General features: G+C 52.4%; 16 protein-coding genes. 7 read left to right on the forward strand and 9 right to left on the reverse strand.

Annotated elements, in window-relative coordinates; translation table 11 throughout:
* Positions 1-40: 40 nt before the first annotated feature.
* Both J7438_RS22415 and J7438_RS22420 read left to right on the forward strand, forming a co-directional pair.
* Positions 41-1,072, forward strand: a complete 1,032-nt coding sequence (locus J7438_RS22415; RefSeq protein ID WP_209278332.1) for a permease — start codon at positions 41-43, stop codon at positions 1,070-1,072.
* Between the two features lie 170 nt (positions 1,073-1,242).
* The gene (locus tag J7438_RS22420; protein ID WP_209278322.1) at positions 1,243-2,325 is read left to right on the forward strand and encodes a hypothetical protein; all 1,083 of its coding nucleotides are present in this window, start codon (positions 1,243-1,245) and stop codon (positions 2,323-2,325) included.
* 152 nt (positions 2,326-2,477) lie between these two features.
* On the opposite strand, the gene J7438_RS22425 is transcribed toward J7438_RS22420, so the two are convergent.
* The 8 genes from J7438_RS22425 to J7438_RS22460 are packed head-to-tail and all read right to left on the reverse strand — an operon-like array spanning position 2,478 to position 7,861.
* Entirely contained in the window at positions 2,478-2,681 is a 204-nt protein-coding gene (locus J7438_RS22425; protein WP_209278323.1) for a HupE/UreJ family protein, read from the reverse strand.
* Positions 2,682-2,727: 46 nt separating this feature from the next.
* Positions 2,728-3,378: an urease accessory protein UreG gene (ureG, locus tag J7438_RS22430; RefSeq protein ID WP_209278324.1), complete on the reverse strand. Its 651-nt coding sequence runs from the start codon at positions 3,376-3,378 to the stop codon at positions 2,728-2,730.
* Positions 3,379-3,415: 37 nt separating this feature from the next.
* Complete coding sequence (locus J7438_RS22435) at positions 3,416-4,090, reverse strand: urease accessory protein UreF (protein WP_209278325.1); 675 nt, start codon at positions 4,088-4,090, stop codon at positions 3,416-3,418.
* Positions 4,074-4,565, reverse strand: coding sequence for an urease accessory protein UreE (ureE, locus tag J7438_RS22440; protein WP_209278326.1), 492 nt, complete (start codon positions 4,563-4,565; stop codon positions 4,074-4,076). The genes J7438_RS22435 and ureE overlap by 17 nt, the downstream gene beginning before the upstream one ends.
* A gap of 15 nt (positions 4,566-4,580) precedes the next feature.
* The gene (gene ureC / locus J7438_RS22445; protein ID WP_286196832.1) at positions 4,581-6,278 is read right to left on the reverse strand and encodes an urease subunit alpha; all 1,698 of its coding nucleotides are present in this window, start codon (positions 6,276-6,278) and stop codon (positions 4,581-4,583) included.
* Positions 6,279-6,295: 17 nt separating this feature from the next.
* Positions 6,296-6,628 carry an urease subunit beta gene (locus J7438_RS22450; protein ID WP_209204054.1) on the reverse strand — a complete coding sequence of 111 codons (333 nt, stop codon included), beginning with the start codon at positions 6,626-6,628 and terminating at the stop codon, positions 6,296-6,298.
* Positions 6,629-6,637: 9 nt separating this feature from the next.
* On the reverse strand, positions 6,638-6,940 hold the full coding sequence (locus tag J7438_RS22455) for an urease subunit gamma (protein WP_209204055.1): 303 nt from the start codon (positions 6,938-6,940) through the stop codon (positions 6,638-6,640).
* A 30-nt stretch (positions 6,941-6,970) separates the two neighbouring features.
* Positions 6,971-7,861, reverse strand: a complete 891-nt coding sequence (locus tag J7438_RS22460; RefSeq protein ID WP_209204056.1) for an urease accessory protein UreD — start codon at positions 7,859-7,861, stop codon at positions 6,971-6,973.
* 446 nt (positions 7,862-8,307) lie between these two features.
* Between J7438_RS22460 and urtA the strand changes: the two genes are divergently transcribed.
* From urtA to urtE, 5 genes are all read left to right on the forward strand, one after another.
* Entirely contained in the window at positions 8,308-9,537 is a 1,230-nt protein-coding gene (gene urtA, locus J7438_RS22465) for an urea ABC transporter substrate-binding protein (RefSeq protein ID WP_286196833.1), read from the forward strand.
* 66 nt (positions 9,538-9,603) lie between these two features.
* Positions 9,604-11,250, forward strand: coding sequence for an urea ABC transporter permease subunit UrtB (urtB, locus tag J7438_RS22470; RefSeq protein ID WP_286196830.1), 1,647 nt, complete (start codon positions 9,604-9,606; stop codon positions 11,248-11,250).
* Positions 11,251-11,334: 84 nt separating this feature from the next.
* Positions 11,335-12,417 (forward strand): urea ABC transporter permease subunit UrtC, encoded by a 1,083-nt coding sequence (gene urtC, locus J7438_RS22475; RefSeq protein ID WP_286196835.1) that lies wholly within the window; start codon positions 11,335-11,337, stop codon positions 12,415-12,417.
* Positions 12,410-13,168 (forward strand): urea ABC transporter ATP-binding protein UrtD, encoded by a 759-nt coding sequence (urtD, locus tag J7438_RS22480; protein WP_209278329.1) that lies wholly within the window; start codon positions 12,410-12,412, stop codon positions 13,166-13,168. The genes urtC and urtD overlap by 8 nt, the downstream gene beginning before the upstream one ends.
* A gap of 13 nt (positions 13,169-13,181) precedes the next feature.
* Positions 13,182-13,877 carry an urea ABC transporter ATP-binding subunit UrtE gene (urtE, locus tag J7438_RS22485; protein WP_209278330.1) on the forward strand — a complete coding sequence of 232 codons (696 nt, stop codon included), beginning with the start codon at positions 13,182-13,184 and terminating at the stop codon, positions 13,875-13,877.
* 52 nt (positions 13,878-13,929) lie between these two features.
* Here urtE and J7438_RS22490 read toward each other — a convergent pair.
* Positions 13,930-14,143 (reverse strand): hypothetical protein (locus J7438_RS22490; RefSeq protein ID WP_209278331.1); only part of this gene is annotated, 214 nt, incomplete at its 5' end.

Genomic DNA, 14,143 nt, shown 5'->3' on the forward strand with positions numbered 1-14,143 from the left:
TGCTATCGAGCCAGTCATAAAACCGGCACTGGAATCCACCATGGGCGCTGATATGGCGCGGAGTCTGGTGGATACACTGGGTACCTTTATCTTTCTGGCCGGTGAACTGACAATTCTGTTCCTGATTGTCAGCTTTATTATTGGCGTGATCCTGGAATATATGCCAGCGGAAAAAATTCAGAAGATACTCGGTTCCAAGGGAGGCAAAGGTTATGTTTCCGCAGGCCTTCTGGGGGCGCTGACACCCTTCTGCAGCTGCTCTACCATTCCGATGTTGACCGGTCTTCTTAAAGCCAGGGCAGGATTTGGTCCGACCATTACCTTCCTGTTCACCTCGCCACTGATGAACCCGATTATTGTCGGTCTGTTGCTGGCAACCTTTGGTATGAAAGTGACGGTCATTTACTTCGCCATTGCCCTGACCGTTTCCGTAGCCGGTGGTTACATTCTGGAGAAAATGGGCTTTGAACGCTTTGTTCGCAAAGACGTGGTTTATGGTGAAACAGCAGCGGCCAGTTGCTGTGGCAGCAAACCTGCGCCCAAGACCAGCTGTTGCGATACCGCTCCATCTGTTAATAAAAACAGCAGCTGTTCTGATGCCAAACCAGCTCCGGTGACGTCTACTGGTTGTGCAACCGCCTGTGGCGACAGCAAGCCCAAAAGTGATGATCGCTGGGGCCGCATCTGGGGTGAAACCTGGAGCCAGTTCAAGAAGATCTTCCCGATCCTGATGCTGGGTGTGGGTATTGGTGCCTTTACTTATGGGTTTATTCCTGCGGACTTTATTGCCCGGTATGCCGGTCCGGACAACCCACTGGCGATTCCATTTGCCGCGGTTATTGGTGTGCCCCTGTATATTCGGGCTGAAGCGGTGATTCCCCTGGCATCTGCCCTGGCGGCTAAAGGCATGGGAATGGGGGCCCTAATGGCGTTGATTATCGGTAGTGCCGGAGCCAGCCTGACAGAAGTCATTCTGCTTAAGAGCCTGTTCCGCAACCCGATGATTGTTGCCTTCCTGGTGGTGATTTTTACCATGGCAATCTCTGCGGGTCTGGTTATGACCGTTATCTGACACCTGTTGAATATTTTCCCCAGCTGCCGGTATTGCCTGAAAATATCAAGATGAAGGCGACCGGTCTGGGGGGACACCCTTCATTACCTTAAAGCACGTCCTAAAAAAGGCAGGAGCATTGTCGAAGATACTCTCTGATCGGATTTTTCAGAATTCACAGGGGATTTACCATGTCTTCTTCGCCTTCTTTGCCTTCCAGGGATCAAGTGTGTCAGACGCTTCAAAACCTTGCCAATACAGGGGGTATTAATCATCCAGTCCGCCTGAGTGGCAGTCATCAACTGAAAGCAGATGAGCCAAAAGTTAACTGGATGAGCCGAACGGTCAAATCATTAACGCCTCAGAAAACAGTCTCTGTCGATGGTCAGCAGAAACAAAAAGCGGTTAATTTGATCAGGCAATATTCTAATAAATCATTGAGTGCAAGAGAAATCACTGTGGGACAAGCCTTGCTGTTACTTCAGTCGCCAGCATCAGATAAAGAATTTATTGAATGTGTGAATTCAGACCAGTTAAAGCTTGAGACAGATATCGGTAAAGTAATTTTCCAAGACTATCTGGAACAAAAAATATCAAACGAATCTGAACAATCGGTTGGTCTTCTCGGCAAAGTCAATAGCTTGATTGAAGAAATACCCAGCACTCATGAAACCGCCAGAAATCTGGCTGATCAGTGGTTGATAAGTCAGAAAATGAAACTTTTGGACAATACTCCTGTGTGTGAAAAAGTTGTGCAGGAAGTTCTGAGTACACCAGATTCACCGGCAGGCAAGCCTTCATTTGGAGACCCGGCGTACTTTCAGCGTATGAAACAGGCTTTACCTGAATATTTGCAAAGGGTAGATATGGTTGCAAATTTACCAGCTTCGGAGCTGGAAATATTGAAAAAGACAATGGATGAAAAAGGGGTGCCACCGTCAGATCCACTCTACCAGAGTACGTTGGCCCATATTGCTTCAGCATCAGGGCAAAATCCTGAAGTTGCTATCAAAACCACAATAGAAAGTTACCAGGATTATCTGACTCTCATCGAAAACGAGAAACAAGCAGTAAGCCATTCATTAGAAGAAGACCGGCTTGAACTCAAAAAGTTTGAAGAAGAAAAAGCGACAATGAGTAATGAGGACATACAGGAGGCCCTATGGGTAGGCCATACTGGCATTCGTATTGAAAGTAATAAAAATAGATTGCAAGTGCTCAGTGAATGGAGTGATTTAATGAAAGCAAAGCTGAAACCCTTAAACTCAGAATAGCTTTGAGCTGAAAACTGTTTTAAATCGCTGTGCTTTGGCTTCTCCCCTGCATTGAGGCAGGTCACTTTGATTGAGTTTAATGATATTGCTTTTCGCGTGTAGCCGTTAACTCAGGAGCATCAGAGAAATCCGGCTCTGATGCTCAACAAACCCTATGCTTTCTTCTTCTGATAAACCTTCACGCCAACAATAACAGCAGCAGCCACTAAACCGGCAAACAATAGATGATCCGGTTCAGTCAGCTGATGCCAGATAGCCGCCATCACGCCACCGGTAGAGTGATCTCCCGGGTGGGCCATAGCCTGACTGGCGATCAGGGTACTCACACTGGCCAGTGACAGTAATTTGATGTTCATGCCTGTTTTCCTTGTTTGGACTTTATAAGTTAAACCGTTGGATGTTCTACGCGGTCGCTGCTGCTTCCGGCATTTTGGCGTCCAGCATGCCTTTATCGATAATGAAATCGATGATTTCCCGCACGCCTTCGTTGGCCTTCAGGTTGGTGAAGAAAAACGGCCGGTCTCCCCGCATTTTTCTGGCATCCCGATCCATCACTTCCAGGGAGGCTCCAACATAAGGAGCCAAATCTGTTTTATTGATGATCAGCAGGTCGGAACGGGTAATGCCCGGGCCACCTTTGCGTGGGATTTTGTCACCGGCAGAAACGTCGATGACATAGAGGGTCAGGTCAGACAGTTCCGGGCTGAAAGTGGCACTCAGGTTATCGCCACCAGACTCTACCAGAACCAGCTCAAGCCCGGGGTGGCGCTGGCACAGTTCATCAACCGCCGCCAGATTCATGGAGGCGTCTTCACGGATGGCAGTGTGTGGGCAGCCACCGGTTTCTACACCGATGATCCGGTCTTCGTCCAGCGCTTCATTGCGCATCAGAAATTGGGCGTCTTCTTTCGTATAAATATCGTTGGTGACCACGGCCAGATTGTAATGGTCGCGCATGGCGGCACAGAGTTTGGTCAGCAGTGCTGTTTTGCCGGAACCTACCGGGCCACCGACACCGACACGCAGGGTTTGTGGGGTTCTTGATGTTGTCATGGATGTTGTCCTTGTTACTACCGGGTAAATGGTCAGATTAAGAGCGGAATAGCCTTGAATACTGATGCTCATGCCAGCAACTGGCCATGGCAAAGTGCATCAGGTTGTTACCGATTTCATGATCTTCCAGTGACCGGGCTGTGGTGAGTGCGGGTTCTATCCCGTGAATCAGGCGCTTCAGAATATGCTGGGCATCGGTCTGGCCAAGGGGAACGGCTTTGGTGGCTGCGGTTACCTGATTCTCACACCAGGACCAGAGCAGGCCGGTTGCCGCTGTTTTCCGGTCGATGCCATGGCATATTGAAGACAGGGCAAACATAGCGGCCTGTGTCGGAGACTGAAGCCAGTCCGTGCGCGTTTCCTCCGGATACATGGACTTAACCCAGACAGCGAATGCGCGGCCAACCTGGCAGTCTTCATCGTATAACTCCCTGGTTTCCCGGAACGCCAGCAGCGTTTCATTCCAGTGGATAACCTGCTTCTGGTCTTCTGTTGCGAAGGCATCGTACAGCCGGAAAAAGACCGGTATATCCAAACGGGCCATGCCCTGTTGCATCAGTTCGCTGATCCAGTTGCCGGTGGTCTCACGGTTATAGCACCACTGTCGGTCAATGGCGGTTTCCAGACCCTGGGAGTAAGCAAACGCACCAACCGGCAGTGCCGGGCTGGCCAGATGCAGCAGACCCAGCAGCGACTCAGTGGTGATGCTCATGATGGGCGTGTCCATGTTCGTGAGCATGACTGTGCTGATGATGGGAATGACCTTTGCTATAGGCACCGTTCTCAGGCTCAAAGGGTGCCTGTTCATGGTCCAGCTCCAGTCCAAGCAGGGTGACCATATCATCCAGAACATGATCAATCTGGTAGCGTAGCCAGTTGTCGCCTATCTGCAGGGGAACGTGGCGGTTGCCCAGATGATAACAGGCCCTGGCAAAGGTCAGGGGATCCTTGCAACGGGCGGTGGTGACGGCTTCACTGGCAGCGGTAATTCGGATGATCTCGCCAGTTTCGGCTTGCAGCAGGGTGCCGTCCCGCATGACGTCGCCACGGTCAATAAAAATACCGGCATCCCGGCCATTCACCGTAACGGCTTTCAGTCGTCCACGTTTGCGTTGATCAAAAGGGAGCAGAAGTTCATCGGTAAACTCACTGCTCTCTTTCGGGAGGCGCTCGGTTAACTTCAACATAAACGGTCCTCGGTTTCAGAATAAGAAATAACGCTGGGCCAGCGGCACCACGTCTGCCGGTTCACACACCAGCAGCTCGCCATTGGCCCTCACTTCATAGGTTTCCGGGTCAACTTCCATATGGGGTTGCCAGGTGTTGAGCACCATATCCGCCTTACGTATGGTCCGGGTATTTTTGACGGCAGATAAGGTTTTCTTCAGGCCCAGTTTTTCACCAATACCAGCGTCCAGTGCCGCCTGGGAAACAAACGACAATGATGTGTCGGCAACGGCTTGTCCCATAGAACCAAACATGGGGCGGTAATGAACCGGCTGAGGTGTCGGGATGGAGGCATTCGGGTCGCCCATCGGTGCCGTTGCGATAGTACCCCCCTTAATCACCAGTGACGGTTTAACGCCGAAAAACGCCGGTTTCCAGAGCACCAGGTCAGCCAGCTTACCCGGCTCAATAGAGCCGACCTCATGGGCAATACCATGGGTAATGGCGGGGTTGATGGTATATTTGGCGATATAGCGACGAGCCCGGAAGTTATCCACCCCGGCATCGGTATCTTCTGGCAACAGTCCCCGTTGTACTTTCATTTTATGGGCAGTCTGCCAGGTTCTGCTGACCACTTCACCAACGCGCCCCATGGCCTGGGAGTCTGATGCGATCATACTGAAAGCGCCCAGGTCATGGAGAATATCTTCTGCCGCAATGGTTTCCCGGCGGATACGGGAGTCGGCAAAGGCCACATCTTCAGGAATATTGGGGTCCAGGTGATGACAGACCATCAACATGTCCAAATGCTCATCCACCGTATTGACGGTGTAGGGGCGTGTTGGATTAGTCGACGATGGTAGTACATAGCTTTCACCACAGGCTTTAATAATATCCGGTGCATGGCCACCACCGGCCCCTTCCGTGTGGTAGGTATGGATCACCCGACCTTTAAAGGCGGCCAGTGTGTCTTCCACAAAACCGGATTCGTTCAGGGTGTCGGTATGGATAGCTACCTGGATGTCGTATTTCTCAGCCACCGTCAGACAGCAGTCAATAGAGGCCGGTGTGGTTCCCCAGTCCTCATGGAGTTTCATGCCCATGGCACCGGCCAGCACCTGTTCTTCCAGGGCTTCCGGCAGGCTGCCATTGCCTTTGCCCAGAAAGCCAATGTTCATGGGCAGACTGTCCACGGCCTTGAGCATGGTGCTGATATGCCAGGTGCCGGGCGTACAGGTGGTGGCATTGGTGCCGGTGGCAGGCCCCGTGCCACCACCGAGCATGGTGGTCACACCGGAGGTCAGGGCTTCCTCAATCTGCTGGGGGCAGATAAAGTGAATATGGGCATCGACACCACCGGCGGTAATGATCTGGCCTTCTCCGGCAATCACCTCGGTGCCCGGGCCGATAATAATGTCCACACCTTCCTGAACATCCGGGTTACCCGCCTTGCCAATTTTTTCGATACGACCCTGTTTGATACCGATATCGGCCTTGACGATACCCCAGTGGTCGAGAATCAGGGCATTGGTGATAACGGTATCCACAACCTCAGCGCCGGGCCGCTGGCTTTGCCCCATACCGTCCCGGATCACCTTGCCACCACCAAACTTCACTTCATCCCCATAGACGGTGTAATCCTTTTCGGGGCTGATAAACAGTTCGGTATCCCCCAGACGAACTTTGTCGCCTACAGTGGGGCCAAACATATCCACATAAGTTTGCCGGTCCATCTGCGTACGTTTGATGGTCATTGTGCTTCTCCCGGCTGCTTTTCTTCCAGTGTGCCCATCACTTCGCCACGGAATCCGTAAATGGTCTGTTTGCCAGCATAGCGAACCAGTTCGACTTGTCGGTCCTGGCCGGGTTCAAAACGGACAGCCGTCCCTGCCGGGATATTCAGCCGAAACCCGAGGGTCTGTTCACGGTCAAAAGCAAGGGCGGGATTGGTTTCATAAAAGTGGTAGTGGGAACCCACCTGGATAGGACGGTCACCGGTATTGGCCACCGAGAGGGTTACGGTCTCCCTGCCGACGTTAATCTCAATGGGTTCGGCAGAGGCAATCACTTCTCCTGGTATCATGATCAATCCTCAGGCTATCGGGTTATGGACGGTGACCAGCTTGGTACCATCGGGGAAGGTGGCTTCCACCTGAACCTCGTGGATCATTTCCGGAATACCGTCCATCACCTGCTCACGGGTGATCACTTCACGGCCTTCATTCATCAACTGGGCCACTGTTTTACCGTCACGGGCACCCTCCATGATATGCATGGAGATCAGCGCAATGGCTTCCGGGTAGTTCAGTTTGACCCCGCGCCCTAAACGACGCTCGGCAACCAGTGCTGCGGTATAGAGAAGCAGCTTGTCTTTTTCCCGGGGGGTAAGTTCCATAGTGAGATCCTGCTCTAATTATTCGTTAATTTAGGTATTCCAGATGCGTGGCCGACACCCTTTTCGGCCATTGAATCGTTCTCTCTCAGCTTCCCAAATCCAGGTAAAAATGGTTCTGGCCTGCTCTGATGAATCGCCCAGGTAGCGCACAATAAACACACCGGCTCGCCAGGTGATGGCGGTTACCCGGTGCCAGCCTTTATCGACCAGCTGGCTGTGCAGGCCGGGTAAGTCTGGCGGGCTTTCCAGGGTGATCAGGAAGGTACCAAAGACCGTGTGATTATCGAGCCCCAGAAGGGAAGTAGGAAGTGCAGATCCGGCAGTAAAATCGAGCCTGTCAAGGTAGAGCGGTTTGCTGTCCCTGGTCAGGGTGAGATGTTGGGTGAGTTGCCCCCGGGTAAACTGCTCGCCGCTGGCGGTTCGACCCAGGCAGATAATATCCCAGCCTGCATAGAGTGCATCACCAGTCAGTTCAATGCGGGTATCAAGCTCAGTAATGGCACCATTAAACAGGATGGTTTCCTGAGGCAGCCACTCCATAGACGCTGAATCGCTGACTGTGATATGTGTTGTCTGTCTCTGTAGTTGACCATTGCCGTTGAAATAGACTTTACCGGCGGCCGGGGTTGTGACCAGCCCATGAGCACCTTTTCTGATGGCAAAGCGCTGTACCAGTTCGTCTCCCGCCACCAGGCCACCGGGAGGATGCAGAATATAAAGATGGGTCAGGTCTTTGCCTTCCGGCCAGAAAGGACGCTGAATACGCAGTGGCCCATAATGGCGGGTTCTTCCCATCAGGGTGCGGCCATTCAGGTGTTTCAGTTCTACGTCAATCCCGGCACGCCAACCCGATGAAGATACCCGGGCGCAGCCAGGCCTGCTGCTTTGGTTGCTCTGTGTTTCACCCGATGATGTTTGCATACTACAGCCTTGTGCTTCTTCTTATCCGGGATCATTTATTGGTGATCTTTTTGTGATCAATGGCAAAACCTGTGCCAGACCCAGTTTTACTGAATACGTCACTTGTCGCCGACATAATACCTGACCATATAGTCATTATGGAATGCCTTGATTTGGTGCGGTATCAGTTAATGTGCCTGCAAGGTGTGCCAAAATATGGCGTGACCCCGTTGTTTCCGGCAAATGCCTGCGAGTCTGGAAAATTCAGGGCGGAGGCTCTCTTTCCCGGGAGGCTTTCCCATTGTGCAAGCACCGAAACTGACCATGGCACACCTCTTGCTATCCCCTGTTCAGAAAACGAACAGCGAACAATAGATAGCGGGGAAGCTATGAACAACCGGTTAAGCAAACTATCCAGAAATTTTTTAACTGCATCGGTGGCTACCGCCGCACTGTCATTGTCAGTGATGGCTCAGGCTGCAGACACCATTAAGGTTGGGGTGCTTCACTCCCTTTCCGGCACCATGGCCATCAGTGAAACCACGCTGAAAGATACCGTTCTGATGATGGTGGAAGAGCAGAATAAAAATGGCGGAGTGCTTGGCAAGAAGCTGGAGGCAGTTGTCGTTGACCCGGCATCGGATTGGCCACTGTTTGCCGAAAAAGCCAGGGAACTTCTGGTCAAGGAAGACGTCGATGTTATTTTTGGCGGCTGGACTTCCGTGTCCCGCAAATCGGTACTGCCGGTGGTGGAAGAACTGAATGGCCTGATGTTCTACCCGGTTCAGTATGAAGGGGAAGAGTCCTCGAAAAATGTGTTTTATACCGGCGCGGCACCCAATCAGCAGGCCATTCCGGCGGTGGATTACCTGATGAGCGATGAGGGTGGCGCGGTAACCCGTTTTGTTCTGGCCGGTACCGACTACGTGTATCCAAGAACCACCAATAAGATTCTGGAATCCTATCTGAAAAGCAAAGGCATCAAAGATGCTGACATCATGATCAATTATACGCCGTTCGGTCACTCAGACTGGCAGACCATTGTTTCTGATATCAAGAAGTTTGGTAATACCGGTAAAAAGACCGCGGTGATTTCCACCATCAATGGCGATGCCAATGTCCCATTCTACAAGGAACTGGGTAACCAGGGGGTCTCTGCTGAAGAGATTCCGGTGATTGCCTTCTCGGTGGGTGAAGAAGAACTTTCCGGCATTGATACCGGGCCACTGGTAGGCCACCTGGCGGCATGGAACTATTTTATGAGTGCTGAAAGTGACACCAATGATGAATTTATTGAAACATGGCAGTCTTTTATCAAGGATGAAGAGCGTGTTGCCAATGACCCGATGGAAGCCACTTACATCGGCTTCAACATGTGGGTTGAGGCGGTTGAGAAGGCCGGTACCACCGACGTTGATTCAGTGCGTTCAGCGATGTATGGCATTACCGTTCCTAACCTGACCGGTGGTACAGCGGTGATGAATACCAACCACCACCTGACCAAGCCGGTATTGATTGGTGAGATTCAGGATGATGGTCAGTTTGAGATTGTCTGGGAGACCAAAGGTGGCGTGATGGGTGATGCCTGGACTGACTTCCTGCCTGAAAGCTCCAAAATTGTTGCTGACTGGTCGGCACCGGTGAAATGCGGTAACTACAACCTGGAAACCGGCGTCTGCTCCGGCCAGAACTACTGATTTATAAAGATGACAACAATCGTGCCCTCCTCCCGCCAGGGAGGAATGGGCATATAAGGATGTATTATGAATCAGAACCTCCGGCAGATGGTTTACAGTCTGTCAGCCAGCTTTCTCCTGTTCCTGCTACTGATTATATCGCGGCCGGTTTTGGCGGTGCCGCCTGAAGACCTTAAGCCATTATTAAGCAAAAGTTCCTGGGGACAACTGGAAGCTGTGATTACGTCCCTGGCGGAAGAAGGCAGCGATTCCAGCCAACAGATTCTGGAACATTGGCTTAATGGCAAACTGTTTGTTGAGAAGCAGCATAAGCGACTGGTGTTCGCCGAAAAGACACCGGATAAACAGTATCGAATTTTTGATCCTTTCTTTACCGAAGGGGAGTCAAAAGACACAGCTTCAGATCTCGGGACGGTGAAGAAAAGAGCGCTGAAAAAAGTAAGAATTAATAATCAACTCCGCTCGATCATTAAAACGGCACTGGCAACCTGGGATTTGAAAGACAGTGACCCGAAAACTCGCATAAACGCTATATACGCCTCTCTGAAAACGCTGGATAGCAAAACGCTGAGTACCCTCAGAAATATGAGGACCAGCGAAGAGAATCAGGCAGTAATCAATGCCCTGGATATGGCTCTGGCCCTGAATCTCTTTCAGCAGGGTTCGATCAGTGAACAAATAGAGGCGGTTGAGGTACTCACCGGTTCTGATAACCCCTTTATTCGTTCCGTACTGGCGGACACATTAACCACCACTGAAAATACTGCGCTGGCACAAACCATCACAACGGCGCTGGCCGAAATAGACCAGCGACAGCAGTACTATACCGTGGCTGAAAATATCTTCTTTGGCCTGAGTCTTGGCTCCGTGCTGTTGCTGTCGGCTATCGGGCTGGCGATTACTTTCGGGGTGATGGGCGTGATTAATATGGCCCATGGGGAGATGATGATGCTCGGTGCTTATACGACGTTCGTCATTCAATCCGTATTCCCGGAACTTATTGATCAGTCGCTGTTTATCGCCATTCCCCTTGCCTTTCTGGTTGCCGGTGCTGCCGGTGTCCTTATTGAGCGGCTGGTTATCCGCCATCTCTATGGTCGGCCACTGGAGACTCTGCTGGCGACCTTTGGTATCAGCCTGATTCTTCAGCAGGCCGTTAGAACCATTTTTTCGCCATTGAATCAGGAAGTGGCCACACCGGGCTGGATGAGTGGCTCGTGGGTAATTAATGAGGCACTGTCGCTCACCTGGAACCGTTTATACATTGTTGGCTTCAGTCTTCTGGTCTTTATGGTTCTGTTGCTGGTGATGCGTTACACCCGTTTTGGGCTGAATATTCGCGCAGTGACCCAGAACCGCGCCATGGCCAGTTCCATGGGTATTCCTACCGGCCGGGTGGATGCCCTGACCTTTGGCCTGGGCTCTGGTATTGCCGGTGTGGCGGGCGTCGCCCTGTCGCAGTTGACCAACGTGGGGCCAAACCTCGGTCAGAATTACATTATCGACTCCTTTATGGTGGTGGTGTTTGGTGGTGTAGGAAACCTGTGGGGCACATTGGTGGCCGCCATGGGGCTGGGCGTGGTGAATAAGTTTCTGGAGCCCTGGGTTGGGGCAGTGGTTGCCAAAATTCTGGTATTGGTATTCATCATTCTGTTTATCCAGAAGCGACCCCGGGGGCTCTTTGCGCTCAAGGGGCGGGCAGTTGAGGGTTAAGGCATGACGAAAGGATTCCAACAGGGTTTTCTGACCCGGCTGTTGTTTGAAGATCGCGCTGGCAAACTTCTTCTGTCGTCAGTGATGGCAATCACGGTTGTGGTGGTGTTGCTCAATACATTGATGCCGGAAGGCTCTCCCCTGCACGTCAGCAACTATACCGTTACTCTGCTGGGTAAGTATCTCTGTTATGGGTTGCTGGCCCTGGCACTGGATCTGGTCTGGGGATACTGCGGGATTCTCAGCCTGGGCCATGGGGCATTTTTTGCCCTGGGCGGTTATGCCATGGGCATGTACCTGATGCGTCAGATTGGTGACCGTGGTGTTTATGGCAACCCGGAGCTGCCGGACTTTATGGTGTTTCTGAACTGGCAGGAGCTGCCCTGGTACTGGTATGGGTTTGACTCTTTCGCTGTTGCCCTGGTGATGGTAGCCCTGGTGCCCGGTCTGCTGGCGTTCCTTTTTGGCTGGCTGGCCTTCCGTTCCCGGGTGACCGGTGTTTATCTTTCCATCATTACTCAGGCACTGACGTATGCCCTGATGCTATTGTTCTTCCAGAATGACTTTGGCTTTGGCGGTAATAATGGCCTCACTGACTTTAAGGACCTGTTGGGTTTCAGCCTGCAAAGTGACCGTACCCGTGTGGTCCTGCTTATGGCCTCTGCGCTGGCACTGGTGCTGGGTTATCTGGTGTGTCGCTGGCTGGTGAGCAGCCGTTATGGCCGGGTGCTGGTGGCGGTGCGGGATGCCGAGAGCCGCGTACGTTTTATGGGCTACCGGGTTGAACATTACAAACTGGTGGCCTTTACCCTGTCAGCGGTGCTCGCCGGTATTGCCGGTGCGCTTTATGTTCCCCAGGTCGGCATTATTAATCCGGGGGAGTTTTCGCCCATCAACTCTATTGAGCTGGTGGTCTGGGTAGCCGTCGGTGGTCGTGGAACACTCTATGGTGCAGTGATTGGTGCCGTGGTTGTGAACTACGGGAAAACCTGGTTTACCGGCGTTATGCCCGATGCCTGGCTGTTTGCCCTGGGTGCCCTGTTCGTTATTACCACACTTTGGCTGCCTAAAGGTCTGGTAGGGCTTTATCAACAGATAGTGGGGGTTATCAATGAGCACAGGGATCAGCGGAACAACCGGAAAACGGAGTTAGTGGATCATGGTTGATAAGCATATACCCAATAACACCTTGCTCTATCTCAACAATGTCACGGTCAGTTTCGATGGCTTCCGGGCATTGAATGAACTCTCCTTTATGGTGCGGGAAAAAGAGCTGAGTGCGATTATCGGCCCCAATGGTGCGGGTAAGAGCACCATGATGGATGTGGTGACCGGTAAAACCCGGCCTGACTCCGGTGAGGTGTTTTTTCGCGGCAACGTGGACCTGACCCGATACGATGAAACCGACGTCGCCAATATGGGGATTGGCCGGAAGTTTCAGAAGCCCTCCGTGATTGAAAGCCTGACGGTCTGGGAAAACCTGGAGCTGGCCCTGACCAGACGTCGAACGCCTTTTACTGCCATGTTTGGTTCGCTCAGCACAAAAGGTGCCAGAAGAATTGATGAAGTAATGGCTCTGATCCGGTTGTCAGACCGGAAAGAGTGGTCAGGGGCCTCATTATCCCATGGTCAGAAACAGTGGCTGGAGATTGGCATGCTGCTGTTGCAGGAACCGGAGTTATTGCTGGTGGATGAACCGGCGGCGGGAATGACCGACGAAGAGACCTTCAGAACGGCGGATCTGTTAAGAGATCTGGCCAGAGAGCGCAGTGTGGTGGTGGTTGAACATGATATGGCATTTATCCGGGCGCTGGAGTGCCCGGTGGTGGTACTGCATGAAGGCAGTGTGCTGGCGTCCGGTTCATTGGAGCATGTTCAGCAGAATCAAAAAGTCATCGACGTTTACCTGGGTAGATAGGAGGAACAATGGGATGCTGGAAGTACAGGGCATTGATGTGTTTTACGGTGCCAGTCAGGCCCTGAAGTCGGTCACCATTGCCGCGCGCAAGGGCCAGGTGACCAGCGTTATGGGGCGCAATGGTGTTGGCAAAACCACCCTGATGAATGCTGTCGCTGGTCGGGTAACGCCCGCCTCTGGCAGGATCCTGTGGCAGGGCCGGGATATTGCCAGCAACCCTGCTCACACAAGGGCACGGAACGGTATCGCCTATGTTCCCCAGGGGCGGCAGATTTTTCCTTTACTGACGGTGCAGGAAAACCTGGAAACTGGTTTTGCCTGTCTGCCCCGGACAAAGCGGCGGATTGATCCGGAAATCTTTGATCTCTTTCCCGTGTTGCAACAGATGCGTCATCGTCGGGGTGGCGACTTGTCCGGTGGTCAGCAACAGCAGCTGGCCATTGCCCGGGCACTGGTAACCCGGCCAGAGCTGTTGATTCTGGATGAGCCAACGGAGGGCATTCAACCGTCCATTATCAAGGATATTCAGTCGGTTATTGGTCTGCTCCGTGACCGGGGTGAGATGGCCATTCTGCTGGTTGAGCAGTTCTTTGAGTTTGCCCGTGACCTGGCGGATACCTTTGCGGTGTTGGACCGGGGCGAGGTTGCCCTGGCAGGAACCGGCGACGCCATGGATGAAGCCGCCGTTCGTCGTTTAATGACCGTCTGATAACTGGTCATTGTATTCGGTGTCACCGCTGGTGCCATGATTTTCGGTTCCTTTATGAACTGTCGTTTAATAACTTCGACATTTCAGTAAGCGCTGCCCGCTGCCCGCTTCCCGCCACCCGAAAAAGGCAGGCCGCTTGTGCTTTTGCGGCCAGCAGGCGGCGAGCTTGGGAATTGACCCTGAATAACTTGCTCTTTTTGCCACGGAGACACGGAGTCACGGAGGAAAAGATTTTTTCTATTCTCCGTGACTCCGTGTCTCCGTGG

The sequence above is a fragment of the Thalassotalea sp. G20_0 genome, assembly GCF_017744175.1.
Lineage (GTDB): Bacteria > Pseudomonadota > Gammaproteobacteria > Pseudomonadales > Endozoicomonadaceae > Endozoicomonas.